The 24,597-nt window shown below is 74.0% G+C and carries 20 protein-coding genes; 9 read left to right on the top strand and 11 right to left on the bottom strand.

The features are described 5' to 3' along the window. From lanL to ACIG5E_RS18665, 3 genes are all read left to right on the top strand, one after another. Nucleotides 1-2,517: a class IV lanthionine synthetase LanL gene (lanL, locus tag ACIG5E_RS18655; protein WP_396534515.1), complete on the top strand. Its 2,517-nt coding sequence runs from the start codon at nucleotides 1-3 to the stop codon at nucleotides 2,515-2,517. A 61-nt stretch (nucleotides 2,518-2,578) separates the two neighbouring features. Further along, complete coding sequence (locus tag ACIG5E_RS18660) at nucleotides 2,579-3,373, top strand: HAD-IIA family hydrolase (RefSeq protein WP_396534516.1); 795 nt, start codon at nucleotides 2,579-2,581, stop codon at nucleotides 3,371-3,373. A gap of 77 nt (nucleotides 3,374-3,450) precedes the next feature. Further along, nucleotides 3,451-3,915, top strand: a complete 465-nt coding sequence (locus ACIG5E_RS18665; protein ID WP_396534517.1) for a hypothetical protein — start codon at nucleotides 3,451-3,453, stop codon at nucleotides 3,913-3,915. 19 nt (nucleotides 3,916-3,934) lie between these two features. On the opposite strand, the gene ACIG5E_RS18670 is transcribed toward ACIG5E_RS18665, so the two are convergent. Together ACIG5E_RS18670 and ACIG5E_RS18675 are read right to left on the bottom strand one after the other, a co-directional pair. Continuing rightward, entirely contained in the window at nucleotides 3,935-8,458 is a 4,524-nt protein-coding gene (locus ACIG5E_RS18670) for an HAD-IC family P-type ATPase (RefSeq protein WP_396534518.1), read from the bottom strand. Between the two features lie 3 nt (nucleotides 8,459-8,461). Then, the gene (locus ACIG5E_RS18675; RefSeq protein ID WP_396534519.1) at nucleotides 8,462-9,022 is read right to left on the bottom strand and encodes a hypothetical protein; all 561 of its coding nucleotides are present in this window, start codon (nucleotides 9,020-9,022) and stop codon (nucleotides 8,462-8,464) included. Between the two features lie 403 nt (nucleotides 9,023-9,425). Between ACIG5E_RS18675 and ACIG5E_RS18680 the strand changes: the two genes are divergently transcribed. From ACIG5E_RS18680 to ACIG5E_RS18695, 4 genes are all read left to right on the top strand, one after another. Next, the gene (locus tag ACIG5E_RS18680; RefSeq protein ID WP_396534520.1) at nucleotides 9,426-9,845 is read left to right on the top strand and encodes a molybdopterin-binding protein; all 420 of its coding nucleotides are present in this window, start codon (nucleotides 9,426-9,428) and stop codon (nucleotides 9,843-9,845) included. A gap of 219 nt (nucleotides 9,846-10,064) precedes the next feature. Continuing rightward, nucleotides 10,065-10,496, top strand: coding sequence for a CBS domain-containing protein (locus tag ACIG5E_RS18685; RefSeq protein WP_396534521.1), 432 nt, complete (start codon nucleotides 10,065-10,067; stop codon nucleotides 10,494-10,496). Nucleotides 10,497-10,551: 55 nt separating this feature from the next. Next, nucleotides 10,552-12,525: an aconitate hydratase gene (locus ACIG5E_RS18690; RefSeq protein ID WP_396534522.1), complete on the top strand. Its 1,974-nt coding sequence runs from the start codon at nucleotides 10,552-10,554 to the stop codon at nucleotides 12,523-12,525. Nucleotides 12,526-12,589: 64 nt separating this feature from the next. Further along, entirely contained in the window at nucleotides 12,590-13,255 is a 666-nt protein-coding gene (locus tag ACIG5E_RS18695; RefSeq protein WP_396534523.1) for a phosphoribosyltransferase, read from the top strand. Between the two features lie 116 nt (nucleotides 13,256-13,371). Here ACIG5E_RS18695 and ACIG5E_RS18700 read toward each other — a convergent pair whose 3' ends face one another. Continuing rightward, nucleotides 13,372-13,731: a hypothetical protein gene (locus tag ACIG5E_RS18700; RefSeq protein ID WP_396534524.1), complete on the bottom strand. Its 360-nt coding sequence runs from the start codon at nucleotides 13,729-13,731 to the stop codon at nucleotides 13,372-13,374. 35 nt (nucleotides 13,732-13,766) lie between these two features. After that, on the bottom strand, nucleotides 13,767-14,495 hold the full coding sequence (locus tag ACIG5E_RS18705) for a dienelactone hydrolase family protein (RefSeq protein WP_396534525.1): 729 nt from the start codon (nucleotides 14,493-14,495) through the stop codon (nucleotides 13,767-13,769). Between the two features lie 243 nt (nucleotides 14,496-14,738). On the opposite strand from ACIG5E_RS18705, the gene ACIG5E_RS18710 reads away from it, so the two are divergent. Continuing rightward, nucleotides 14,739-15,677: a hypothetical protein gene (locus ACIG5E_RS18710; protein WP_396534526.1), complete on the top strand. Its 939-nt coding sequence runs from the start codon at nucleotides 14,739-14,741 to the stop codon at nucleotides 15,675-15,677. A 58-nt stretch (nucleotides 15,678-15,735) separates the two neighbouring features. Here ACIG5E_RS18710 and ACIG5E_RS18715 read toward each other — a convergent pair whose 3' ends face one another. The 6 genes from ACIG5E_RS18715 to ACIG5E_RS18740 form a co-directional block, all read right to left on the bottom strand. Beyond that, nucleotides 15,736-16,650: an alpha/beta fold hydrolase gene (locus ACIG5E_RS18715; protein WP_396534527.1), complete on the bottom strand. Its 915-nt coding sequence runs from the start codon at nucleotides 16,648-16,650 to the stop codon at nucleotides 15,736-15,738. Between the two features lie 116 nt (nucleotides 16,651-16,766). Beyond that, on the bottom strand, nucleotides 16,767-17,963 hold the full coding sequence (locus tag ACIG5E_RS18720; protein WP_396534528.1) for an ABC transporter ATP-binding protein: 1,197 nt from the start codon (nucleotides 17,961-17,963) through the stop codon (nucleotides 16,767-16,769). Nucleotides 17,964-17,997: 34 nt separating this feature from the next. Next, on the bottom strand, nucleotides 17,998-18,831 hold the full coding sequence (locus tag ACIG5E_RS18725; protein WP_396534529.1) for a carbohydrate ABC transporter permease: 834 nt from the start codon (nucleotides 18,829-18,831) through the stop codon (nucleotides 17,998-18,000). Further along, nucleotides 18,828-19,760 carry a carbohydrate ABC transporter permease gene (locus ACIG5E_RS18730; protein ID WP_396534530.1) on the bottom strand — a complete coding sequence of 311 codons (933 nt, stop codon included), beginning with the start codon at nucleotides 19,758-19,760 and terminating at the stop codon, nucleotides 18,828-18,830. Before ACIG5E_RS18730 ends, ACIG5E_RS18725 begins: the two co-directional genes overlap by 4 nt. After that, nucleotides 19,757-21,034, bottom strand: a complete 1,278-nt coding sequence (locus ACIG5E_RS18735) for an ABC transporter substrate-binding protein (protein WP_396534531.1) — start codon at nucleotides 21,032-21,034, stop codon at nucleotides 19,757-19,759. Before ACIG5E_RS18735 ends, ACIG5E_RS18730 begins: the two co-directional genes overlap by 4 nt. Nucleotides 21,035-21,253: 219 nt before the next feature. Next, nucleotides 21,254-21,721 (bottom strand): Lrp/AsnC family transcriptional regulator, encoded by a 468-nt coding sequence (locus tag ACIG5E_RS18740; RefSeq protein WP_396534532.1) that lies wholly within the window; start codon nucleotides 21,719-21,721, stop codon nucleotides 21,254-21,256. Nucleotides 21,722-21,797: 76 nt separating this feature from the next. Between ACIG5E_RS18740 and ACIG5E_RS18745 the strand changes: the two genes are divergently transcribed. Next, nucleotides 21,798-22,718 (top strand): SMP-30/gluconolactonase/LRE family protein, encoded by a 921-nt coding sequence (locus ACIG5E_RS18745; RefSeq protein WP_396534534.1) that lies wholly within the window; start codon nucleotides 21,798-21,800, stop codon nucleotides 22,716-22,718. A 107-nt stretch (nucleotides 22,719-22,825) separates the two neighbouring features. Here ACIG5E_RS18745 and ACIG5E_RS18750 read toward each other — a convergent pair whose 3' ends face one another. Then, nucleotides 22,826-24,502: a DUF885 domain-containing protein gene (locus tag ACIG5E_RS18750; RefSeq protein ID WP_396534536.1), complete on the bottom strand. Its 1,677-nt coding sequence runs from the start codon at nucleotides 24,500-24,502 to the stop codon at nucleotides 22,826-22,828. Nucleotides 24,503-24,597: the final 95 nt, after the last annotated feature.

Raw genomic sequence — 24,597 nt, forward strand, 5'->3', positions numbered from 1 at the left:
GTGACCGGTTCCACCGCCGGCCGCAGCGGATGGTCCGACGGCACCTGGTCGTACCTGAACGATCCGCGGATGCCGGCGGTGGAACACGGCTGGAAGCTGCACGTCTCGGCGCGGCCCGGCGAGCTGGCGGCCGTGACGGGGCTCGTCCGGCCGGTGCTGCTGCGGTACGTCTGCCACGCCAAGTGGGCGAGCGGTCCGGAGGTTCTGCGGGAGCTCAACTCCGGGGTGCGCGGCGCTGGTTCGGTAGGGAAGGCGATCACGGTGTATCCGGCGCCGGGCACGGTGGTCGCGCTCGCGGAGGAGCTGGTCGCGGTGCTACGCGGGCGCGAGGGGCCGCCGGTGGTGAGCGATCGGCGGGTCGATCCGGACGCGCCGGTCTACTACCGCTACGGGCCCTTCACCGGCGACTACCGGACTGGCCGGAGCGGACGGCTGGAGTCGGTCATGGTCGGCCCGGACGGCCGGGTCTTCGACGGGCTGGCGGCCGGTTCCTACCGTTGTCCGCCGTGGGCCGAGGACCCGTTCGAGCGGCGGGCGGCCCGGGCGCAGGCCTCCCCCGGGCTCGGCGGCGGCCGCTACCGGGTCACCGCCGGCATCGCCCGCAAGCCGCAGGGCAACGTCTACCGGGCGGTCGACCTGAGCACCGGGCTGCCAGTGGTGGTCAAGCAGGCGCGGGCCTTCGTGGCCGAGGACGAGTCCGGGGCGGACGCCCGGGACCGGCTGCGCAACGAGCGGGCGGTCCTCGCCGCACTCGACGGCCTCCCCGGGGTGCCCCGGGCGCTCGACTCCTTCCGGCACCGCTCGGACGAGTACCTGGTGATGAGCAGTTGCGGCGACCGGGACCTGCGGCGGGACGTCCAGGAGCACGGCCCGTACGACGCCGACCGGCTCGCCGAGCTGGCCGCCCGGCTCCTGCGGCTGCTGGACGGCATCCACCGCCGGGGCGTGGTCGTCCGCGATCTGAAGCCGGACAACGTCGCGCTCGACGCCGACGGCCGGTGCCGGCTGGTCGACTTCGGGATCAGCGCACTGAACGGCGCCGCCCCGGACGGTGCGACGCCCGGCTACAGCGAGCCGGTACGGCGCCCGGTCGGGCAGCCGGCCGAGCCCGCCGACGACTACCACGCGCTGGGCGCGACCCTCGGCTTCGCCGCCACCGGCCTGGACCCGGTCATCGTCGACGGCGACGCCGCCGTCAACCGCGACCGCACCCTGGCCGGGCTGGCCTGGGCGCTGCCCGGCGACGATCACCGTCAAGTCCGGGAGCTGATCGCCGAGTTGACGAGCCCCGATCCGGCCGTCCGGACCGCCGGCGCGAGCCGGCTGCGCACCGGGAAGGCCCGGGCGGCCTCCCGGGAGCCCGGGCGGCTGCGGGTCGACGCCGACCTGCTCCAGGAGATCATCGAGCACACCACCGCGTACTGCGTCGCCGAGGCCCGGCGGATCGCCGACCCGGTGCTCGCCGCACGCGCGGCGGTCCCGACCCCGGTCGACGTCTACGGCGGGAGCGCCGGCCTCGGCCTGGAGCTCCTCCGCCACCGCCACCGGCCCGGGGTGTCCGAGGCCGTCGACGCGCTGGCGCGGTGGACGGCGGACCAGTCCCGCAGCCTGTCGCCCGGCTTCTACTCGGGCCGTACCGGCGTCGAGCTGTTCCTCGCCGAGGCCGGGATCAGCACGGGCGAGAAGGCCATGCGCGGGATCGAGGGACTGCCGACGCGGGGGCCGGACGGCGGACCGCCGGAGGCGGACCTGATCGAGGGCGTCGCCGGGATCGGCATCGGCCGCCTGCTGCTCGCCCGGCACTCCCCGGCGGACCGTGACCGGCACCTCGCCGTCGCCGCCGAGTGCGCCCGGACGCTGGCGTCCGGCCGGGCCCGGCTGTCACCTGCGGGCACCGACACGCCCGGCAGCGCCGCCCTGCGCGAGGGGCTGGCGCACGGCGCCGCGGGCGTCGCCTACTTCCTGCTGGAGTACGGGAGTTCGAGCGGCGATCCGGCCGACCTGCGCCGGGCCGAGCAGGCCTGCGCACGGCTCGCCGCCGTCACCCCGGGCCTCCTCGCCCGGGCCACCGCCCCGGGGGCGACCCGCCGCTACGGGTCCTGGTGCCGGGGCCTGGCCGGGGTCGGGGCGGTGCTCGTCCGGGCCGCCGACCGGCTGGGCGAGCCCGGGTACCTGGCCCTCGCCGGCCAGGCTGCCCGTACCTGCGCCGCACTAGCGCCGCGGATGCCGCTGGTCACCCAGTGCTGCGGGCTCGCCGGCGTCGGCGACTTCCTGGTGGACACCGCCGTCGCGTCCGGCTCCTCCGGCTCCTCCGGCTCCGAGGAGTTCTGGGGCGCCGCGGACACCGTCGCGGCCGTCATCCTCAGCCGCAGCGGCGGCACCGCAGCCCGCCCGGTGTTCCCGGACCCGGGCCTCGCCAGGCCCAGCGCCACCTGGGCCGGCGGCTCCGCCGGCGTGCTCGGCTTCCTGCGGCGGCTGCACGACCGGGGCGGGCCGCGCCTCGGCCTCATCGACTGAGGGGCGAGGGTCGGTCCTTCCTCTGGCGGCGGCCCTCGGGCGGCGGCGCTATGTTCGGGTCATGGGACGACCCGAAGGCGTGCTGCTCGACATCGACGGCGTGCTCATGGTGGACTGGCAGCCGCTCCCCGGCGCGGTGGCGGCGCTCCGCCGGCTGCACGCCGACGGCCTGCCGTACGTGCTGCTGACCAACACCACCTCCCGCACCCGGCAGTCCGTCGCCGAGACCCTCGCCGCGGCCGGGTTCCCGGTCACCGTCGAGTCCGTGCTCACCGCGCCCGCCGCCACCGCCGCCCGGCTGGCGGGCTCCCGCTGTCTGCTGCTCAACAGCGGCGACATCCGGGCGGACCTGAGCGCCGTCGAGCTGGTCGACGACCCGGCCGAGGCCGAGGTGGTCCTGATCGGCGGCGCGGGGCCCGAGTTCGACTACCCGGCGCTCAACCGGGCCTTCACCGCGCTCCAGGGCGGGGCCCGGCTGGTCGCGATGCACCGCAACGCCTACTGGCGGACGGCGGACGGGCTGCGGCTGGACGGCGGTGCATTCGTCGCCGGGCTGGAGTACGCGGCCGGTGCGCGGGCCGAGGTGCTCGGCAAACCGGCCGAGGCTTTCTTCACCGGCGCCCTCGACCGGCTCGGCCTCGCGGCGGACGAGGTGGTGATGGTCGGCGACGACATCGAGTCCGACGTGCTCGCCGCCCAGCGCTACGGGATCACCGGCGTCCTGGTGCGCACCGGCAAGGCGGCCCCGGGCGCCCCGCGCCGGGGCGACGGCGACCCGGACCACACCCTCGACTCGGTGGCGGACCTGCCGGAGCTGCTGTCCCGGCTCCGGCGGGAATCGTCGGACACGCCTTAGCGCGCTGGAGGTGCGACGACCCGCCCGGCGTGCGTCCCTGGTCTTCGGACGCGATGGGCGGAGGAAGCGAGGGAGCGATGGGCCTGCCCCTGGCCGCCGGCCATGTGCTGGTGCGCCTCACGGACGGCGCGCCGGAGGTCGCGGAGGCGATCCTCGACGCCCTGGAGGCGGCCTTCCCGACACACACCGGACGTGGCCGGACCCGGATCGGCAATGTGTGGGACGTGCCGCCCACCCTGACCTCGGAGGGCACCTGGACGGTGGCCGAGGCGGGGCCCGAGGGCACCTCGGCGATCCCCGTACCGGGCCCGGCGGTGAGCAGCTCGCAGGCCTTCGACGTCCAGAGCCCCGCCCCGCCGCGGCAACGGCCGGCCCTGACGGGCGAGGCCATGGCGGAACTGCTCGGCGCACCCGAGCACGTCGAGACGATGCTGCGGGTGCTCGCCGCGCTCTGCCGGGTGGACGAGGAGGACCGCGAGGAGCAGGGCCCGCAGCTGGCGGTCCGCCTGCGGCTCGGGGGTGCCGCCGCCGGGGCCGGGTAGACGGCCCCGTCCGCGCCGTTCACGGCCTCTTCCCCCGTACGGCCGCCACCGCCCGGGCCAGCGCCACCAGCAGCAGGCGCTCGACCTGCGGGATCAGCGGCGGCGCGGCCAGCGCCACGACGATCGAGGCCGCCACGCCCGCCCAGGCCACCGGGCCGAGCGGGGTGCAGCCGAAGAACCTGCTGATGCCCGGCGTCTGCACGATCGCCGCCAGCGCGGCCGCGGAGCCCAGTACCGTCGCCAGCACCAGCGGGCTGCGGGCCCGCCCGGTCAGGGTCTGGGCCAGCTGGGCGCCGACGACGCCGCACAGGGCCATCGTGCTGGTGCGCCGGGCCGAGCCGGGGGTGGCGGTGCCGATCAGCCAGGCGGTGGTCGCGCCGAGGGCGGTGACCAGGCCGCGGTGCCGGATCTGCCGGGCCAGCGGGGCGTCCAGGGCGGCGGTGCCCGCGCGCGGGGCGGTCTCCCCGTCCGGCGGATCGTCCCGCGGGGTGACCGCGACGGCCATCGCCGGGAACATGTCGGTGAGCAGGTTGACCAGCAGGATCTGCCGGGTGGACATCGGGGCGCGCCCGGACAGCAGGGTGCCCAGCAGGGAGAAGCCGATCTCACCGGCGTTGCCGCCGATCAGGATGGTGATCGCGTCCGCGACGCTGCGCCACAGCGCCCGGCCCTCGTCCACCGCGTCGGTCAGCACGGTCAGTTCGTCGTCGGTGATCACCAGGTCGGCCGCGTTGCGGGCGGCCGCCGAGCCGCGGGCGGCGATCCCGATCCCGATGTCGGCCGAGCGGATGGCGGCGGCGTCGTTGGCGCCGTCCCCGACCATCGCCACCACCCGCCCGGATTCCCGTAGCGCCTCGACCACCAGCACCTTCTGCTCGGGGGCGACCCGGGCGACGACGTCGCAGTCGCCGAGCACCCGGGCGCGGCCGGTCCGGTCGAGGTCGGCCAGCTCGTCGCCGGTGGCCAGGGTGAGGTCCTCGGGCCAGCCGAGGGCGAGGGCGACCGCGCGGGCCGTGGCCGGGTGGTCGCCGGTGAGCATGACGGGCCGTACCCCGGTCCGGCGCAGACCCTCGACCAGCGCCGCGGACCCGGGGCGCGGGGTGTCGGCCAGGGCGACGAAGCCGACCAGTTCCAGCCCCTCCAACGGCCCGTCCAGCGCCTCCTCGTCACTCTCGTCGAGCGCCTCCTCGTCACCGGCGGGGAGCGGTCGCAGCGCGACGGCGAGGACCCGCAGGCCGTCCGCGCCAAGGGCCGCCACGGTCGCGTCCTCGCCCTCTCCGGCGCCCGAGCAGGCCGGCAGCACGGCTTCGGGGGCTCCCTTCACCACCAGCAGTGCCCGGCCGTCGTCCGCCGTCCCGGTGGCGGCGGCGTAGCCGCGGCTGGCCTCGAAGGGCAGCGTCTGGGCGGGGGTCCAGCCGAGTTCGTCCGGCGCGGCGGCGAGCACCGCCTCGTCGGTGGAGTGGGCGTGCACGACCTCGCCGGAGTCCGCCGGCGGGCAGGCGCGGGCCGCCATCCGCAGGACCGCGACGGCTGCGGGGTCGTCGGCCGGGTACCGGGTGCCGTCGGCCGTGACGACGCGGGTCACCTGCAGCCGGTTCTCGGTCAGGGTGCCGGTCTTGTCGAAGCAGACGGTGTCCATCCGGCCGAGCGCCTCCAGCGCGCGCGGGGTGCGCACCAGCACGCCCTGGCGGCTGAGCCGGCGGGCCGCGGCCAGCTGGGCGACCGTGGCCACCAGCGGCAGGCCCTCCGGTACGGCGGCCACCGCGACGGCCAGTCCGCCCCGGACGGCCTCGCGCACCGGGCGCCCGCGCAGCACCGCCAGGCCCGCGACGGCGGCCCCGCCGAACAGGGTGAACGGCAGGCTGTGGTCGGTCAGTTCGCGCAGCCGGGCCTGGACGCCTCCGGCGGGCGGGGTACGGGCGGCGAGGTGGGCGGCCCGTCCGGCCTCGGTGTCCTCGCCGGTACCGACGACGGCGGCCCGGGCGTGCCCGGCCACCACGGTGGTGCCTTCGAAGACCATGCAGCGGCGGTCGGCGACCGTCGCCTCGGGGGTGGCGGCCAGCTGTTTCGCGACCGGGAGGGACTCGCCGGTCAGCGCGGACTCGTCGACCTCCAGCTCGTCCAGTTCGATCAGCCGGGCGTCGGCCGGCACCACCTCGCCGGTGCTCAGCTCGATCACCTGACCAGGCCTCAACGCGGTCGCGCTGATCCTCCGGGTCCGTTCGCCGTCGACCACGGTGACGCGCTGATGCTGCGTCACTTCCAGGGCGGAGAGCGCCCGTTCGGAGCGCAGCCGCTGAAAGGCGCCGATCAGCGCGTTTATCGCCAGCGCGCCGGCCACCAGCGCCGCGTCCACGGTCGAGCCCAGCAGGGCGGAGGCGGTCGCCCCGACGAGCAGGACCGGCGTCAGCGGATCGTCGAGCTCGTCGCGCACCGCGCCGATCACCCGGGCCACCCGGCGCAGCGGCGGGTAGGCGGTGAGCCGCCGGGCCCACGGCGCGCCGCGGCGCGCCGGGCGGCGGACGGCCTTGAGCCGGGCCAGCGCCTCCTTGGGCGCGAGCGCGTGCCAGGGGATGCGCGGCGGCGGGTGGGGCGCGCTGCGGATGCCGACCCGCAGCGCGGCCCGCCAGCCCGAGACCAGGGCCGCGGCGGTCGCGACGTTCACGGGCGAGAGCCGGGCGGCGACCGGGAGGGTGCCGTGCGGCCGCCGGCCCCGGGTGACGACCAGGAGCCCGGACAGCGCGGCGCTCGCCTCGGCCAGGGTCTTGGAGTGGCGGGCGACGGTGCGGGCGGCGGGGATCGCGGCCAGCAGCCGCCAGACGGAGTCGAGGCCGTTCAGCAGGAGGAGGTCCGCGCCCCACACCACCGCGCTGTCCGCGTCGGTGATCGCGACCGCGAGGTCGCCGCGCAGCAGTCCGGCGAGCAGTTCGCGGGCACCGTCCGTCAACTCGGCCGCGCCGTCCGACGGAACGCGGGCGACGGTGAGCACCACCCGGCCCTCGCGCTGGAGTTCGCGCACCGCATCGGCCAACGACCGCTCGGCGCCCAGCAGTTGGTCGACCAGGGCACCGAAGTCGCCGAGCGTTCCGTCGTCGGCCACCACGACGTGCAGCCCGGCACGGCGGGCGGCGTCCAGCGCGGCCTCGGCGACCGGGGCGATCTCCCGGCCGACCAGGACCGTGCCGACGTCCACGCCCTCGGCGGCCGCGACCAGCAGGCCCGTCCCGGCGTCCGGCTGGTCCGACTGGTCCGGCACCGGCCGTAGTCCGAGTTCCGCCTCGGGCTGGTCCAGGGCGGCGACGGCCGCCTGCCAGAGCCGGTCGTGGTCCCAGTCGGGCGCGGTGGGATGGACCTCCAGGACCGTTCTGCCCGTGCCGCGCAGCGAGTCGGGGTGCAGCACCACGGTGTCCACCAGCTCCAGTCGGCGCAGCCGCTCCAGGTTACGGACCAGGACGCCCTCGCGGGCGAGTGCGGTGCCCAGCGCGGTGGTGAACGCGGCCGGGCCGTAGCGCGCGGCCTTCGGGTTGCCCGCCACCAGTCCCTCGGCGGCCTCCGCCACGTTGCGGGTGAACAGCAGCGCCGCCGCCGCGCCGAGCAGGGTGCTGCCGACCGCCTGGTCCGCGAACTCCTCGCACGGCAGCGGGCGCAGCGCAGGCCGGGCTGTTCCCGTACCGGCGATGCTCAGCCGCCCGGGGGCGCAGACCGTGTCGTGCGCGGCGTCGAAGGCGGCGGCCCCGGCGATCGTCTCCATCAGCCGGCCCGTCCGCAGCACCGCGTCCAGGGCCAGCGCGGTGGGGGACTGCCCGACGCCGTACGCCGCGGCGCCGGCCGCCGCCAGCACCAGATCGGAGCCGGCGTCGCCGAACCGGCGGCGCAGCAGTGCGCGGACGTCCGGGTCCTCACGGACCAGGGAGACCAGGGCGGTGGCCAGCCGGGGCACGGTGCGCAGCGGAACCACCCGGGCTCCCACGGCCGTTGCGACGCCGACGGCGTCGCAGGCCAGGGCGGCCGCCTGGGCGCGGACACCGCCGGTCCGTCCGGGGTGGGCGGTTTCCAGGACGTCCTCGTCCACCCGTTCCAGGCGCTGTCCGGCGGCGAGTTCGGTGGCCCGCTCCACCACGCGGTCGGTGGCCGCGTCCTGGGTCAGCTGCACCACCAGCCGGGCGAGGCCGCCGTCCCAGTAGGCGGCGATCACGTCCGGCCGCCGGGCCAGTCCCAGCGCCACCCGCCGGGCCGCCGCCTCGACGTTCCGCGCCGTATCGGCGGCCCGGGGGCGCAGCGGCAGCTGGATCCGCGATCCGGCGTGCCAGTAGCCCGTGCCCGTCTCGGCGGCGGTCCGGGCGACCCGGCCCACCCGGGCCGCCGTCCCGGCGGCCGACGTGGCGGTGCGGACGGTGGTGCGGGCCCCGACACGCCCGGCCTCGGCGGCCACCCGGACGGCGGCGCGGGCCGTGGGCACGGCGGAGCGCGCGAGGACCACCGGCACGGCCAGGCTCAGCCCGAGGCCCATCGCCGGAAGTCGGGCCAGTCGGCGCAGCACCACGGCTCAGCCCCGATCCGCCGCTGCGGCGGTCTTCCGCCGGGCGGACCCGGCGGACGCGGCGGCGGTCGTCCGGCGTCGGCTCGGCGCCTTGCTGCCCGGCGGGGAGGCCTTCGACGCCCGCGACGTGCGCGCCGTCCCGCCCGTGGACTCGGCCTTCGGCTTGCTCGGCTTCGCCGCCTTGACCGCCTTGGCCGCCTTGGCCGGTTTCGCCGGTTTGGAAAGTCTGGTCTTCGCTCCGGGCTTGCCCGCCCGCGTGGGTGAGGGGGTGGCCCCGGCGGGGCTCTTCGGCCGCGCCTGGGTCAGCCAGACGGCGGCCGCGCCGACCGCGGCCACCGGCCACTCGACCGCGCCCAGCGCTCCGAGCAGCCCGGCGCCGGTGTAGGCGGCGATCCGGCGGGCCCGCGGCGACACCAGTCCGACGGTGTCGAGCACTCCGTCGACCATCCCGCCGACGGTCCCGGCGCCCGGCACGCGCCGCACGGCGGAGGCGGCGGCCTCCACCGGGCGCAGCAGCAGGGCCGTGCCCGTCGACGGGGCTGATGAAGTGGATTCCTGGTCGTTCATGGCCGCTTCCGATCGCCGCTCTCCGGCCCGCAGGCCTGCCGTGTGTACGCGCGCATCGACCCGCGGTCCGCGTGTCCCACCCGTGCGTATGCCCAGCGACGCCCGGTCAAACAAGGGCGACGGAATCACCCGGTCCGCGATGTGGCGCGGGGCTCAGTCGACCTGCTCGGCCGTGCGGCCGGCGTCGCCGCAGACGTGGAAATGGGAGCCGTCCTGGAGCCAGGACCCCCGGACCGGCCGCCGCAGCTGCGAGGGAAAGGCGGGAATTTCCCACGGAAATGCAACGGAACATGCGGCAATTCACCCCGAATTCGCATTTCCCGCCCACCTTCTGGCAATACCGGTAGAGTAATTGAAGACGTTCCTGAACCGCTCTCCCGATTTCTTGTGAGGTCGTCCGAAAATGAGCCTCAGCATTCGCAACCAGCTCCCCGGCACCGTCACCTCGGTCACCACGGGCGAGGCCATGGCCACCGTCAAGGCCCGACTGCGGGGCGGCCAGGTCATCACCGCCGCCGTCACCGCGGACGCCGTGAAGGATCTCGGCCTGGCCGAGGGCAGCGCCGTGCACGCGGTGGTCAAGTCCACCGAGGTCGCCCTCGCCACCGGCCCGGTGTCCGGGCTGAGCATCCGCAACCAACTCCCCGGCACGGTCACCGACATCGCGGCCGGAGGCGCCATGGCGACGGTCAAGGTCTCCGTGCAGGGCGGCGAGCTGACCGCAGCCATCACCAAGGACGCCGTCGCCGACCTCGGCCTCGCGGCGGGCACCGAGGTGGTGGCCCTGATCAAGTCGACCGAGGTGGCGCTCGCCACGGCCTGACACCTCGACGTTCCGCGGCGGCCGGGAGATTCCTCCCGGCCGCCGCGCCTTTTCGTGCCGCACTCCTCCGGACGCCCCGCTGCCCGGCTCGCCGCCAGGCATATCCGCCCGGTGACGGCCCGTTCCCGGGAAAGCCGTTTCCCGGCTCCGCCGCCGGGCAGACGCGCCTTCGCGGGGGTCCGTAGCGGGCCCGCGCACCCGATCGCCCTGGAGGACGCGATGACCCGGAAGATCAAGGAGATCATGACAGCCGCCCCGGTCACCGTCCCGCGGCTGGCCTCGGTGCGCGACGCGGCCCGCTGGATGCGCGACACCGCCATCGGGGACGTCCTGGTCTCGGACGACGTCTCGGGCGAAGGCCGGCTGTGCGGTCTGGTGACCGACCGGGACCTGGTGGTCCGGGTGCTCGCCGCCGGCAAGGACCCGGACAGTACGAACGTCGGCGACATCTGCACCTCCGAACTGGTCTCCGTCGCCCCGGACGACGACGTGGGGCACGCCGTCGACCTGATGCGCCGGCACGCCCTGCGCCGCCTGCCGGTGGTGGACGACGGCCGGGCGGTGGGCGTGGTCTCGATCGGCGACCTCGCGATGGAGCGGGACCCGGACTCCGCGCTCGCCGACATCAGCGCCGCCGACCCCAACGGCTGACCCCGACACCCGAACGGCCGAAACCACAGCAGACTCCGCCCGGAGGCCGAGGACCATGACCGAACCACTCGGCGTCGCCATGCAGCTGATCACCGACCACCTGCTGGAGGGCCGGCCCGTGCCCGGCGAGGAGATCGCGCTGCGGGTGGACCAGACCCTGTGCCAGGACGCCACCGGCACCCTGGTGATGCAGGAGCTCGACGCCCTCGGGCTCGACCGGGTCCGCACCGAGCTGAGCGTGCAGTACGTCGACCACAACATCCTCCAGTCCGACGAGCGCAACGCCGAGGACCACCTCTTCCTGCGCTCGGCCGCCCACCGCTTCGGGCTCTGGTACTCCAAGCCCGGCAACGGCGTCTCCCACCCCGTCCACATGCAGCGCTTCGGCGTGCCCGGGAAGACCCTGCTCGGCTCCGACTCCCACACCTGCGCCGGCGGGGCGCTCGGCATGCTCGCCATCGGCACCGGCGGACTCGACGTCGCGCTCGCCATGGCCGGCGAGCCGTACCGCCTGACCATGCCGCAGATCTGGGGCATCCGGCTGGTCGGACGGCTGCCGGACTGGGTCAGCGCCAAGGACGTGATCCTGGAGCTGCTGCGCCGCCACGGCGTCAAGGGCGCGCTGCACCGCGTCCTGGAGTACCACGGCCCGGGCCTGGCGCAGCTGACCGCGATGGACCGGCACGTCATCGCCAACATGGGCGCGGAGCTCGGCGCCACCGCGAGCGTCTTCCCCGCCGACGACGCCGTCCGGGCCTTCCTCGCCGCCGAGGGCCGCGAGGAGGACTTCCGCCGGATCGCGGCCGAACCGGGCTGCCACTACGACCTCACCGACCGGGTCGACCTCTCCGACCTGGAGCCGCTGGTCGCCAGACCCAGCTCGCCCGGCAACGTGGTCCCGGTCCGCGAGGCCGACGACACCCCGGTCGGCCAGGTGGTGATCGGCTCCTCCGCCAATCCCGGCCTGCGCGACTACGCCGTCGCCGCGGCCATGGTGCACGGACGGCAGACCTCCGCCGAGCTCAGCTTCGACGTCAACCCCAGCTCCCGCGAGGTGCTGCAGGACCTGCTGCGCAGCGGCGCCGCCTTCGACCTGATCGCCGCCGGCGCGCGCATCCACCAGGCCGGCTGCCTGGGCTGCATCGGCATGGGCCAGGCCCCCGCGCCCGGGCGGAACTCGCTGCGGACCTTCCCGCGGAACTTCCCCGGCCGCTCCGGCACCCTGGACGACTCGGTGTGGCTCTGCTCTCCCGAGACCGCCGCCGCCTCCGCGCTGACCGGCCGGATCACCGACCCGCGCGCCTGGGCGCTGCGCGAGGGCGTCGAGCCGCCCGAGCTCGACCCGCCGGAGCGGGCCTGCGTCAACCGGCTGATGCTGGAGGCGCCGCTGCCGCCCGAACGCGCCGAGACGGTCGAGCTGGTCCGCGGGCCCAACATCTCGGCACTGCCCGAGCTGGACCCGCTCCCGGACGAGCTGACCGCGCCCGTGCTGCTGAAGACCGGCGACAACGTGTCGACGGACGAGATCTCCCCGGCCGGCGCCAAGGCCCTCCCGTACCGCTCCAACCTGCCGAAGCTCGCCGACTTCACCTTCACCCGGATCGACCCCGACTACCCGGCGCGGGCCCGGGAGACCGGGGCCCACCTGGTGGTGGCCGGGGACAACTACGGCCAGGGCTCCTCGCGCGAGCACGCGGCGATCACCCCGCGGCTGCTCGGCCTGCGCGCCGTCCTGGCGAAGTCGTACGCCCGGATCCACTGGCAGAACCTCGCCAACTTCGGCGTCCTCGCCCTGGAGTTCGCCGACCCCGCCGACTACGACCGGATCGAGCCCGGCGACCGGCTCACCCTCGCCGGGCTGCACCGGGCCCTCGCCGACGACGCGAACGGGCACCTCACCGCCCGCAACACCACCCGGGGCGAGGAGTACCGGCTCACCCACCGCCTGTCGCCGCACCAGCGCCGGGCCGTGCTGGCGGGCGGGACCATCCCCGCCCTCGCCGCCCGGACGGCGCGGAACGCGGCGTGAGGGCCGCGCGCGGCCGGGCGAGCAAGGGTCGGCCCAGCAGATTCGGCCGAGCAAGGAGAAGGACATGCCCGTGAGATTCCTCGACCGAAGCACCGCCGGACACCAACTCGCCCAGGCGGTCCTGCCGTTCGTCGGTGACCGGAGCGACGGCCGGGTGGTCGTGCTCGGCCTGGCCCCCGGCGGGCTGCCGGTGGCCGCGGAGATCGCCGAGAGCCTGGACGCCCCGCTCGACGCCACCGTGGTCCGGCAGCTGAACGTGCCCGGCTACGACCGCCCGGTCGGGGCGATCGCCAACGGTGACCCACCGCTGTTCGACCGGGAATCGCTCAAGGTCCTCGGCGTCACCCCGGTCGAGGTCGGGGAGAGCGTCAAGCGCGAACGCGCCGAGGTGCACCGCCGAGAGGCGCTCTACCGCGACGGCCGGGCTCCACTGTGCCTCCAGGGGCGCACCGTCGTCCTGGTCTCGGACGGCCTCACCGACGCCCTGACCGCGCACACCGCCGTCCGCGCCCTGCTCGGCGGCCGCCCGGGCCGGCTGGTCCTCGCGGCGCCGCTGTGCGACGCCCGGCTCGCCGACGAGCTGCGCCGGGACGTCGACGCCCTGGTCTGCCTCCACCTGCCGCTCTACGCCCACGCCGCCGGGCCCTGGTACGGCGAGTTCCACGAGGTCACCGACCGGGAGGCGGCCGTCCTGCTGCGCCGGCGGGGCCCGCGCGCCACCGCCGGCTGACCGGCCCGCCGTGCCCGGCCCCTGCTCCGGCGGGGTCGGACTCACCACCGCCCAGGCCGGCTGCCTGCTGGTGCTGGACGGCAACGGCACGGTCCGCGAGACCGTGCCGGGACGCCCTATTGGCCCAACAGGCGTCGCCAGCGCGGCAGTTCGGTTCCGCAGCAGGCCAGCGCGAGAAGCGTGACCAGCACCGTCGCCCAAGCCGGGAAGAGCAGCCGGGCGGCGGTGACGGCACCGGCGAGTTCGGCGAGCACCATCAGGATCGTGACCCAGCCGGGCACCGCGACGACCGTCCCCGGCTTGTCCCCCGGCGTCTGCAGGAGCGCCGGTACGCCGATCAGCAGCACGTCCACGCCGATCGCCAGCAGCACCGAGTGCGGCCACAGCGCGATCGGCAGGCCGATCCAGCCCACCAGTTCCAGCCCGGCCCTCAGCGCGGTGGCGTACCAGGGCTCGGCGTACTGCTGTCTGTCCATCGCTCTCCCCCGTCGAACAGCTGGAAAAGGGCGGGCTACAGCCGCTCGGCCAGCGCCTCGTGGACGCGCCGCCAGGCGTCGGCGGTCGCGGCGGCGTCGTGGTCCTCCGGGCGGTCGGCCGCGAAGCCGTGCCGGGCGCCCGGGTAGGTGACCAGCTCGTGCCCGACCTTGGCGTCGGTCAGCCGCCGCTCGGCCTCCTGCCACTCCGCCTGCGGGAGGATGTGGTCCAGCTCGCCGCAGAAGCCCAGCAGGTACACGCCGTTGGCGGCGATCCGCTCGGCCGTCTCCAGCGGCGGCACCGGACCGACCAGCGGGAAGCCGGAGTTGAGCAGCCAGCCCGGGTAGAACACCGCGGCCAGGTCGAAGCGCAGCTCGGTGGCCGCGCGCACGGCGATGTGCCCGCCCATGCTCGTCCCGACGAAGGCCACGCCGTGGCCTTCGGCCAGGGACCGGGCGGCGGCCAGCGCCTCGGCGGCGTCGGCGACCAGCTCGTCGCGGTCCAGCGCGCGCATCAGCACCAGGCCCGCCTCGCGCTCCTCGGCGCTGTAACCGAGCTCGGTGCGGCGGGCATCGCGCCAGTAGAAGTCCGGCGCCACCGCCACGTACCCGAGGCCCGCCAGCTCGGCGCAGATGCCCCGTAGGTACGCGTTGACCCCGTACAGCTCCGAGCAGACCACCACCGCGCCGCGCACCCCGCCCGCCGGGCGGTGCACGTACGCCTCGATCCCGCCGGGCGTGCCCAGCTCCTGCCACTGACCCGTCATCGGATCCCCCGTCGATCAGCCGGAAAACGTCGCTCCGCATCGTAGTACCACCCGCCGCGGGCCTCGACTCCGATGTGCCGAGGTTTCACCGACGGTTCACCGACAAGAACTTGGTATGACCACGGCAAAGGATTCGCGCTGTCGCGTCTCCCATCTGGACGGCGCCGCCGCCGAGTTGATGTGGTGTCCGGGCTCGACGAGCACGGACAAACCTCCCACACCCTCACACTCGGGAGCAGACGCATGCGCACACCGCTCAAGGCCGCCGCGCACACCCTCACCGCGCTGGCCCTGGCCGCCCTCGGCACCACCGCACTGGCCACCGGAGCCGAGGCGCAACCCGCCCCGGCGGCCGCCCACTTCGGGGCCAAGCCGCTCCACCCCGGCGCCGCCCAGCGCCCGACCGCGACCACCAACAACACCCTCTCGGTCCGCTCCGCCGGGACGCAGGGCGTGGTGTCCCCCACGCCGAAGGTGTACCTGGTCTTCTGGGGCAGCCAGTGGTCGTCCGACCCGGCCGGGGTGGCGACCGACATGCAGAAAATGTTCAAGGGCCTCTACGGCAGCCAGGACACCTGGGGCACCATCCTCGACCAGTACTGCGAGGGCGTCGCCAAGGGCACCACCACCTGCGGCACCAAGGGCGTCCACGTCCAGCACCCGGCCGCCTCCCCACTGGCCGGCGTCTGGTTCGACAACTCCGCCGCCGCGCCCGGCAGCGCGACCGCCACCCAGCTCGGCGCCGAGGCCGGCAAGGCCGCCGCCCACTTCGGCAACACCACCCAGGCGCCCAACCTCAACGCCCAGTACGTGGTGCTCTCCCCCACCGGCACCCACCCGGACGGCTTCCCCAACACCGGGTTCTGCGCCTGGCACGACAAGACCAGCAGCGCCTACGGCACCCTGGCCTACACCAACCTGCCGTACATCCCGGACAACGGGGCGGGCGCCTGCACCACCTTCACGGACGGCCGGCTGCTCTCCGGCATCGAGTCCACCGAGACCCACGAGTACGCCGAGACCGTCACCGACTTCTGGCCCAGCATCGGCTGGAACGGCGGCGGCGGGGAGATCGGCGACGAGTGCGAGAACCTCGACGCCTACGTCACCCTGAGCACCGGCACCTTCGATCTCCAGGGCCTGTGGTCCAACAGCGCCAACAAGTGCGTCACCCACGGTTAGTGACGGCCGGATGAGCGCGGGGGCCACCGGCGGGCGGCCCCCGCGCCTCAGGCCGGACTCAGCACACGCTCAGGACCGCCTCGACGAAGGCCTCCGGTGCCTCCTGCGGGACGTTGTGGCCCACCCCGGGGAGAGTCCTCAACTCGCACGGCCCGGTGAACCGCTCGGTGCCGGTCTGATCCGCGGCGGGGATCACCCCGTTCTCCTCGCCCACCAGCACCACCGTCGGAGCCACGATGGGCGGCCGACCGGCCAGCGACACTTCCAACTCCTGGTAGCGCGGATCGCCTTCGACCAGACCGAAGCGGTGGCGGTAGGAGTGGATCGCGACGTCCACGAAGTCCGGATTGTGCAGGCTGGCAGCCGAGGCGGCGAAGGCCTCCTCGGCCTGCGGCCAGGTCGGAGACCAGAGCCGCCAGAGCAGCCCGCACAGCTCCTCACGGTTCTGCTCCAGCCCCTGGCGGCCCCGCTCGGAATGGAAGTAGTACTGATACCAAAGGTTGCGCTCAGCCTCCGGTACAGCGGGCTCCATCGCGCGGGCGATGTCCTGGACGGTGTAGCCGCCCGCCGCGACCAGGCCTTGGATCCGCTCCGGCCACAGCGCCGCCGTCGCGCAGGCCGCCCGCCCGCCCCAGTCGTAACCGGCAACCACCGCCCGCTCAATCCCCAGCGCTTCCATGAACTCAACCAGGTCCTGCGCGAGCGCAGCCTGCTGGCCGCTGCGCATTGTCCCCTCGTCCAGGAACCGGGTCGGCCCGTAGCCGCGCAGGTACGGCGTCAGCACTTCCCGGCCGGCCTCCGCGAGCAACCGCGCCACCTCGTCGTAGGCCCGCACGTCGTAGGGGAAGCCATGCAACAGGATCACCGGAGCGTCGGACTCCCGGCGGCGCTCGCCGGCCCGGTGGTAGGCGATCTCCAGCACCGGTGTCATCACCCGGTGCAGCTCGTACAGTTCGTGGGAACTCGCAGTCATCCGGTCATGCTCGCACGCCCGGCTCGGAAGCGACTGACTCTGTTCGTCGAACGCGAAGCACGCTGAGTCACCACCGGGCGGCCGCCGTCGGCTCCGCGGCGGCGCCATGGGCCGCGCTACCCCGCGGAGCGTTCCGGGTGCGTCAGGTTGGCCCCGTTCCGGGGGTCGAAGACGTGGATCCGGGCCGTGTCGACCCGCAGCTCCAACGGGCCGCCCTCGGTGGCACGGGTGGCGGTGTCGAGCCGCGCCACGACGCGCTGTTCCCGCACGCCCGTGTCGGCCCGGCCCGAGTCAGCGGCGAGTTCGGCGAGTTCGGCGAGACCCGCCGTCGGCGCCGGTCCGCCCTCCGGCGTGAAGTGGACGTAGACGTCCGAGCCCACGGATTCCCTGACCTCGACGGTGACGGTGCAGGTGACCCCGCCGCCGTGCTGCTCGGCCAGGGAGGCGTCCTCGAAGTTCTCGGGGCGGATGCCGACGATCAGCTCGCGCGGGGCGTCCGCGCGTTCCAGGGCGCGCCGGGTGCGGTCGTCCAGCGGCAGCGTGCCCAGCGGGGTGCGCAGTGTGTTCTGCTCCAGCGCGGCGCCGAGGAAGTTCATGCCGGGCGAGCCGATGAACCCGGCGACGAAGAGGTTCACCGGCTCGTCGTACAGGTGCTGCGGCGAGCCGACCTGCTGGACGACGCCCGCCCGCATGACGACCACCCGGTCGCCGAGCGTCATGGCCTCGACCTGGTCGTGGGTGACGTAGACGGTGGTGGTGCCCAGGCGGCGCTGGAGTGCGGCGATCTGGGTGCGCATCTGTACCCGGAGCTTGGCGTCGAGGTTGGAGAGCGGCTCGTCCATCAGGAAGGCCTTGGGCTCGCGGACGATCGCGCGCCCCATCGCGACCCGCTGGCGCTGCCCGCCGGAGAGGTTGGCGGGTTTGCGGTCGAGGTGCTGGGTCAGGTCCAGGATGCGTGCGGCCTCCTCGACCTTGGCGGCGATGGTCGCCTTGTCCGTCTTGGCCAGGCGCAGCGCGAAGCCCATGTTCTCGCGCACGCTCATGTGCGGGTAGAGGGCGTAGCTCTGGAAGACCATCGCGATGTCGCGGTCCTTGGGCGCGCGGTCGTTGACGACCTGCCCGGCGATGCGCAGGGTTCCCTCGGTGATGTCCTCCAGGCCGGCGATCATGTTGAGCGTGGTGGACTTGCCGCAGCCGGACGGGCCCACCAGGATCACGAACTCGCCGTCGGCGATGGTGAGGTCGACGTCGCGGACGGCGAGGGCGCCGTCGGGATAGCGCTTGGTGATGCCGTCGAGGACGATCTCGGCCACGGTCCGCCTTCCTGGTCCGCCGGGTGGGGCGGTCTCATCCTTTGACTGCGCCGGCGGTGAGGCCGGCGACGATGCGGCGCTGGAACAGCAGTACGAAGATCACGATCGGGATCGTGATGATCACGGCGGCGGCCGCGATCGAGCCGGTCGGCTGCTCGAACTGGGAGCTGCCGGTGAAGAAGGCGATGGCGGCCGGTACGGTCCGGGCGGCGGTGGTGGAGGTCAGCGAGATGGCGAACAGGAAGTCGTTCCAGCAGAAGATGAAGACCAGGATGGCGGTGGTGAGCACGCCTGGTGCCGCCAGCGGAGCGATGACCAGCCGGAACGCCTGCCACGGCGTGGCGCCGTCGACCTTGGCCGCCTTCTCCAGGTCCCAGGGGATCTCGCGGAAGAACGCCGAGAGCGTGTAGATCGCCAGCGGGAGCGAGAAGGTCATGTACGGGATGACCAGCCCGGCCCAGGTATCGAAGAGGCCGAGCACCCGCTCGATGTCGAACAGCGGTGAGACCAGCGAGATCGGCGGGAACATCGCGATCAGCAGGGAGATCCCGATCAGCAGCCGTTTGCCGGGGAAGCGCAGCCGGGCGACCGCGTAGGCCGCCATGGTGCCCAGCACGACGGCGACGGTGGTGGCGATCACCGCGATCCCGATCGAGTTCACCAGCGCCCGGGTGAACTCCGAGGTCTCGAAGATGCCGCGGTAGTTGGCCCAGGTCCACCTGCGCGGCACGAAGTCGCCGTCGGTGAGGGTGGCGGGGTCCTTGAAGGACAGCGCCACGATCCACCACACCGGGAAGAGCGCGTAGAGGACGACCGCCAGGTCAACGATTCCCCAGGCTGCCAGGGTCCGGGTGCGGCGGCTGCTCATCGGTGCTCCGGTTCGGTGCCCGGCGCGGCCGTGCCGAACAGCTTGACGAAGACCAGGGCGATGAGCGCCACGCAGACGAAGATCAGCACGGAGATCGCCGAGCCGATGCCGAGGTTGAGCGCGGTGAAGAGGTTGTCGTAGCCGAGGATCGAGACCGAGCCGGTGCCGTTGGAGCCGCCGGTCAGCACGTAGATGTTGTCGAAGATCCGGAAGGCGTCCAGGGTACGGAAGAGCAGAGCGACCAGAATCGCCGGCTTCATCAGCGGCAGGATCACCAGGCGCAGCCGCTGTCCGAAGGTCGCGCCGTCCACCATCGCCGCCCGGACGGTCTCGTCGGGCACCAGGGCGAGGCCGGCGAGCAGGAGCAGGGCCATGAACGGGGTGGTCTTCCACACCTCCGCGAGGATGACCAGACCGATGGCGGGCCACTGCTCGGTCAGCGGGGCGCTGCCCCCGGGCAGCAGGGCGGCCAGGTAGCCGGTGCCCGGTGTCCAGGCGTACTGCCAGGAGTAGGCCGCGACCACGGTCACGATCCCGTACGGCACCAGGACCGCGGTGCGGACGGTGCCGCGGCCGACGAGGGCGCGCTGCATCACCAGGGCGAGGGCGAGTCCGAGGGCCAGCTCGACGGCCACCGACACGACGGTGATCAGCACGGTGACGCCGAGCGCCCGCCACCAGACGGGGGAGCTCAGCACCGCGCCGTAGTTGGCGAGTCCGACCCAGTGCGCCTGGTCGGGGAATCGCAGGTCGTAGCGCTGCAACGAGAGGTAGACGGCGTAGCCGATCGGGTAGGCGGTGACCGCCAGCATGACGACGACCGCAGGCGCGCAGAGCAGCAGGCCGAGCCTGCGTTCCTCGCGGGCGCCCCGGGAGGGCCCGGCCGGTCTCCGGACGGCGTCGTCGCGGGTTCGGATGGGTGGTGTCACGGGATCAGCCCCTTCGAGCCGAGGGCGTCCTGGATCTGCCCGTGGAGGTCGGCCACGTCCTTCTCCGGGCGGATGCCGGCGGGCGGGGAGAGAGTGTGGGAGACGGCGATGGACACGTTCTGGTAGGCGGGGGTCTGCGGCCGGACGCTCGCGGTGTCGAGGGCGGCGAGCACGTCGGCGGCGAAGGGGTAGCTCCGGGTGAGTTCCTCGTCCTGGTACAGGCTGCGCAGCGACGGCGGGAGGCCGCCCTTCAGCGCGTTGGTGAGCTGGTTGTCCCGGCTGCGCAGGCACAGGGTGGCCTCGAAGGCGAGGTCGGCGTGCCGGCTGTAGGCGCCCACCGCGAGGTCGATCCCGCCGATGGTCACGCCGGCGGGGCGGTCGGGCGTCACGGCGGGGTAGGGCGCCCAGTGGAAGTGCTGGAAGAGTTCGGGCTGGTTGGCTTTCATCGACGGGTAGACGAACGGGTAGTTGAGTTCGAAGGCGGCCGTACCGGACTCCATGGCGAGCCGGTTCTGGTCCTCCATCTGGTTCGGCAGCGAGGGGTCGGCGGCCGCGGAGGTCGCCAGGTCGTGCATGACCGTGGCGGCCGCGACGGCGGGAGGCCCGAGCGAGGGCGCCTGTGCGTCGGGGGTGAGGATGGAACCTCCGGCGCTGGTGACCAGGGTGTTGAACCAGACCGTCAGTCCCTCGTACTGGGCGCCTTGGACCTCCACGTAGTGCGGTTTGCCCGCACGGGCCAGGTCCTCCGCCATGGCCAGCATCTCGGCCCAGGTCCGGGGCGGGGTTCGGACCAGGTCGTCGCGGTACCAGAGCAGTTGGGTGTTGGAGTTGTACGGCGTCGCGTACAGCCGGCCCCGCCAGGTCGCGGTGCGCACCGCCGCGTCGAGCGTGTCGGCGGTGCCCCGGTCGCGCAGCTGCCCGGTCCACTCCCGGATCCATCCGGCCTCGGCGAACTCGGCGGGCCAGGTGACGTCCAGGCCGAGGATGTCCACGTCGGCGTCGTGGGCGGCCATCCGGCGCACCAGTTGCTGGCGTTGGCCGTCCGCGCCGCGGGGCAGCTTGTCGTAGCGGATGGTGTAGCGCCCGCCGGACTGCTGCCCGCAGTGGTCGGCGGCTTGCTGGAGCGCACCCGAATCGTCCGGGAAGTTGTACCAGTTCAGCGTGACCGGGCCGTTCTGCCCGCCGCTCCCACAGCCGGCCAGGGTGGACGCGACCACGGCCAGCCCGGCGGCGGCACTCGCCCACCGTGATCGGAGGCTGGGGACCCTCGGCATCGTTCTCCCGTGGTGCGGCGGACCGGCCCCGCCGACCCTAGCCCGCTGCCCCGGCCGCATCCCGGCGTGCCGCGCCGTCGACCAGCCGGACGGCCCAGCCTCCGGAGACCGACGGAGTCGGGGGCATGGGGGAGCCGCACGACGTCAGGGACGGTTCTGGGGCCGCGGTGCGGCAGCGGTCGGCCAGGTGGGGGCGAGGGAGGCGGCGAGGGCCGCGCCCTACCTGTGTGCCGGTCCGGGGGCCGACGACGGGCGTTCGAAGAAGGTCTCCAGGGAGACCGTCGCCTGGGTGCCGCTCACCCCCTCGATCGCGTACAGGCGCCGCAGCACGTCCTGGAGTTGCTCGGTGGTGGAGGTTCGCACCTTCACCAGGACCGAGGCGCTGCCCGCGATGATGTGGGCCTCCTCGATCTCCGGGATGGCGGCGAACGCCTCGGCCGAATCCCCCATCCAGGCCGAGGACTCGACCATCACGAAGGCGAGCACTCCGAGCCCGAGCGCCCTCGGATCGACCTCGATGGTCGTACGCCGGACGACCCCGCGCTCACGCAGCTTGCGGACCCGCTCGTGGGTCGCGCCCGCGGACAGCCCGATCGCCTTGCCCAGGGCCGCGTACGCCTGCCCGGCGTCCTGCTGCAACAGCGCGACCAGCGCGCGGTCGATCTCGTCGAGGTTCTCTGATGTCACGCTGCAACCATATCGTCTTCTGTCATACTCATGCAGCGCCGAATGAAATTCAGCACGAGGCATCAAGAGGTGAACTGTGTCTGGCGAGATCAAGCACGGCCTGTACCAGATCCTGGACGAGCGCTTCCGCACCGGGAAGTGCGCCAGCGGCGACCACCGGTTGGAGAAGCTCCACGGGGACTGCCGGTGGGCGGAGGGTCCGGTCTACCTGCCGGCCTGGCGTCAGCTGATCTGGAGCGACATCCCCAACGACCGGATGCTGCGCTGGGACGAGACCACCGGCACGGTCGGCGTCTTCCGCTCCCCCGCCGGCCACAGCAACGGCAACACGCTGGACCGCGAGGGCCGCCTCATCAGCTGCGAGCAGGGCAACCGCCAGGTGACCCGCACCGAGCACGACGGTTCGATCACCGTGCTGGCCGACCGCTACCGGGGCAAGCGGCTCAACTCCCCCAACGACGCGGTGGTGCACTCCGACGGTTCGGTCTGGTTCTCCGACCCGGACTTCGGCATCACCAGCGACTACGAGGGCCACCGCGCCGAGAGCGAGATCGGCGCGTGCCACGTGTACCGCATCGACCCGGGCAGCGGCGAGGTACGGCTCGTCGCGGACGGCTTCACCGGCCCCAACGGGCTCGTCTTCTCGCCCGACGAGCGGCAGCTGTTCGTCTCGGACAGCCGCGCGCGGCACATCCGCGTCTTCGACGCGCGCGAGGACGGCACCCTCTCGGACGGCAAGGTCTTCGCGGAGGCGCCGAACGGCAGCTTCGACAACATCCGCTTCGACGACGGAGGGCGCCTGTGGGCGGCCGCCTTCGACGACGGCGTGCACTGCTACGACCCGGACGGCTCGCTGATCGGGCGACTGCTCATACCCGAGCCCGTCTCCAACCTCACCTTCGGCGGGCCGAAGAACAATCGGCTCTTCATCACCGCGTCGACCTCGGTGTACTCCATGGTCATGGCGGTGACGGGGGTGGCGCTCGCGCGACGCTGAGGAAAGCGAGGCGGCCATCGTCTCCCTACTGGACCGCACCCTGGCCTGCGTCAATCCGCTGTCCTTCCAGGGTCTCCTCCAGCCGGAGGAGACCCTGCTGAGCGCGGCTACGCCTCGGCGAGGCGGGTGGCCAGGTCGTCGAGGCCGAGGGAGCCCTGGGCGAGTACGGCGGTGTGCCAGGTGCGGAGGTCGAAGTCGACGCCCTGGCGGCGGCGGGCGGCCTCGCGGCCCTGGAGCCAGGCCTGTTCGCCCAGCTTGTAGCCGATGGCCTGGCCGGGCCAGCCGAGGTAGCGGTCGATCTCGCTGGAGCGGCGCGGGAGTTCGCTGCCGTGGTGGGTGGCCATGAAGTCGAGGGCGAGGGCCGGGGTCCAGCGTTCGCCCGGGTGGAAGCCTGAGTCGGCGGGGATGGCGAGTTCGAGGTGCATGCCGATGTCGACGATCACCCGGATGATCCGCAGCATCTGCTTGTCCAGGTAGCCGAGGCGCCGGGCGGGGTCGGTGAGGAAGCCCAGTTCGTCCATCAGGCGCTCGGCGTACAGCGCCCAGCCCTCCTTGTTGGCGCTGACCGCGCCGAGGGTGATCTGGTAGGTGCTGAGCCGGTCGGCGCAGGCGGTCCAGCGGGCGGTCTGCAGGTGATGGCCGGGGACGCCCTCGTGGTACCAGGTGCTGACGAGCTGCCAGGTGGGGAAGGAGAGTCGGCCGAGGGCGGGTAGGTAGGTGCGGCCGGGGCGGCTGAAGTCGAGGCTGGGGCCGTTGTAGTAGGGCGCGCCCGAGCTTCCCGGCGGCGCGATCCTGGACTCGACCCGGCGCATCGGGCCGGCGATGTCGAAGTGGGTGCCGTCGAGGGCGTCGATCGCCTCGTCCATGATCTGCTGGAGCCAGGCGCGGACGTTCTCCTCGCCCTCGACGGCGTGGCCGTGGGTGTTGAGGTGGTCCATGGCGGCCCGCACGCCCGCGCCGGGGAGGATGCGCTCCGCCTCGGCCCGCATCTCGGCGACCGTCCGGTGGAACTCCTCCCAGGCCCAGGCGTACGCCTCCGCCGGGTCGATCTCGGCGCCGTTGGCCCAGCGGGCGGAGCGCAGGTAACGCTCGCGCCCGACGGCGTCCGGGGTGCCGTCGGCGGCGGGCAGGTAGGTGTCGGCCAGCCAGTCGCGGAAGGCGGCAGTGGCGGCGGTCGCCTGCTCGGCGGCGGCGTCGAGTTCGGGGCGCAGCGGGGCGGGGCCGTCCGCGACGAACCCGGTGAACCAGCTGGTGCCGCCGCCCGATTGCCCCGTCCAGGCGTCGAGTTGGGCGATGGCCGCGTGGGCCTGCCGGGGTGCGCTGAGCAGTCCGCGGCCGATGCCCTCGGCCAGGGTCGCCCGGTAGCCGTCCAGTGCGCCGGGGACGTTGCGCAGCCGTCCGGCGACGGCGGCCCACTGCTCGGCGGTGTCGGTGGGCATCATGGTGAAGACGCCACGCACCTTGTGCAGGGGCGAGTTGACGTTGCGCAGTTCGCGGAGGTGGTCCCCGGCCTCGTGCACGGCGAGTTCGGCGGTGAGCCGCTCGCGCAGGAGGCGGGCGCAGTCCAGGTCGGCGGGGTCGTCCGCGGGCGCCGCGGTGACGAGGGCGGTCAGTGTCTGCCGGGCGAGTTCGGCGAGCGCGTCGAACCCCTCCGGTGACAGGTCCGGTTGCCGGTCGTCCTCGGGGTGGAGGCCGAGTCTGGTCGAGGTCGCCGGGTCGAGTGCCGCGACCCGGGCGACGTGGTCGTCGGCGATCCTGCGGGGGGACTTCGGCGTCTCGGGCATGTGCTCCATGCTGGCGCAGCTGCCGACCCGCCGTCCAGGGTGCCGGACGGCGGATCAGCGACTGCTCAGGCGGGCTCAGCGCCCCGCGTTCACCG

The organism is Kitasatospora sp. NPDC053057 (assembly GCF_044546945.1).
In the GTDB taxonomy this organism is placed as follows: Bacteria; Actinomycetota; Actinomycetes; order Streptomycetales; family Streptomycetaceae; genus Kitasatospora.

Excerpts from the sequence above, each read along its gene's own strand:
- ACIG5E_RS18660 (WP_396534516.1), top strand. The coding sequence starts at position 2,579 with ATGGGACGACCCGAAGGCGTGCTGCTCGACATCGACGGCGTGCTCATG.
- ACIG5E_RS18665 (WP_396534517.1), top strand. The coding sequence starts at position 3,451 with ATGGGCCTGCCCCTGGCCGCCGGCCATGTGCTGGTGCGCCTCACGGAC.
- ACIG5E_RS18675 (WP_396534519.1), bottom strand. The coding sequence starts at position 9,022 with ATGAACGACCAGGAATCCACTTCATCAGCCCCGTCGACGGGCACGGCC.
- ACIG5E_RS18680 (WP_396534520.1), top strand. The coding sequence starts at position 9,426 with ATGAGCCTCAGCATTCGCAACCAGCTCCCCGGCACCGTCACCTCGGTC.
- ACIG5E_RS18685 (WP_396534521.1), top strand. The coding sequence starts at position 10,065 with ATGACCCGGAAGATCAAGGAGATCATGACAGCCGCCCCGGTCACCGTC.
- ACIG5E_RS18690 (WP_396534522.1), top strand. The coding sequence starts at position 10,552 with ATGACCGAACCACTCGGCGTCGCCATGCAGCTGATCACCGACCACCTG.
- ACIG5E_RS18695 (WP_396534523.1), top strand. The coding sequence starts at position 12,590 with ATGCCCGTGAGATTCCTCGACCGAAGCACCGCCGGACACCAACTCGCC.
- ACIG5E_RS18700 (WP_396534524.1), bottom strand. The coding sequence starts at position 13,731 with ATGGACAGACAGCAGTACGCCGAGCCCTGGTACGCCACCGCGCTGAGG.
- ACIG5E_RS18705 (WP_396534525.1), bottom strand. The coding sequence starts at position 14,495 with ATGACGGGTCAGTGGCAGGAGCTGGGCACGCCCGGCGGGATCGAGGCG.
- ACIG5E_RS18710 (WP_396534526.1), top strand. The coding sequence starts at position 14,739 with ATGCGCACACCGCTCAAGGCCGCCGCGCACACCCTCACCGCGCTGGCC.
- ACIG5E_RS18715 (WP_396534527.1), bottom strand. The coding sequence starts at position 16,650 with ATGACTGCGAGTTCCCACGAACTGTACGAGCTGCACCGGGTGATGACA.
- ACIG5E_RS18725 (WP_396534529.1), bottom strand. The coding sequence starts at position 18,831 with ATGAGCAGCCGCCGCACCCGGACCCTGGCAGCCTGGGGAATCGTTGAC.
- ACIG5E_RS18735 (WP_396534531.1), bottom strand. The coding sequence starts at position 21,034 with ATGCCGAGGGTCCCCAGCCTCCGATCACGGTGGGCGAGTGCCGCCGCC.
- ACIG5E_RS18750 (WP_396534536.1), bottom strand. The coding sequence starts at position 24,502 with ATGCCCGAGACGCCGAAGTCCCCCCGCAGGATCGCCGACGACCACGTC.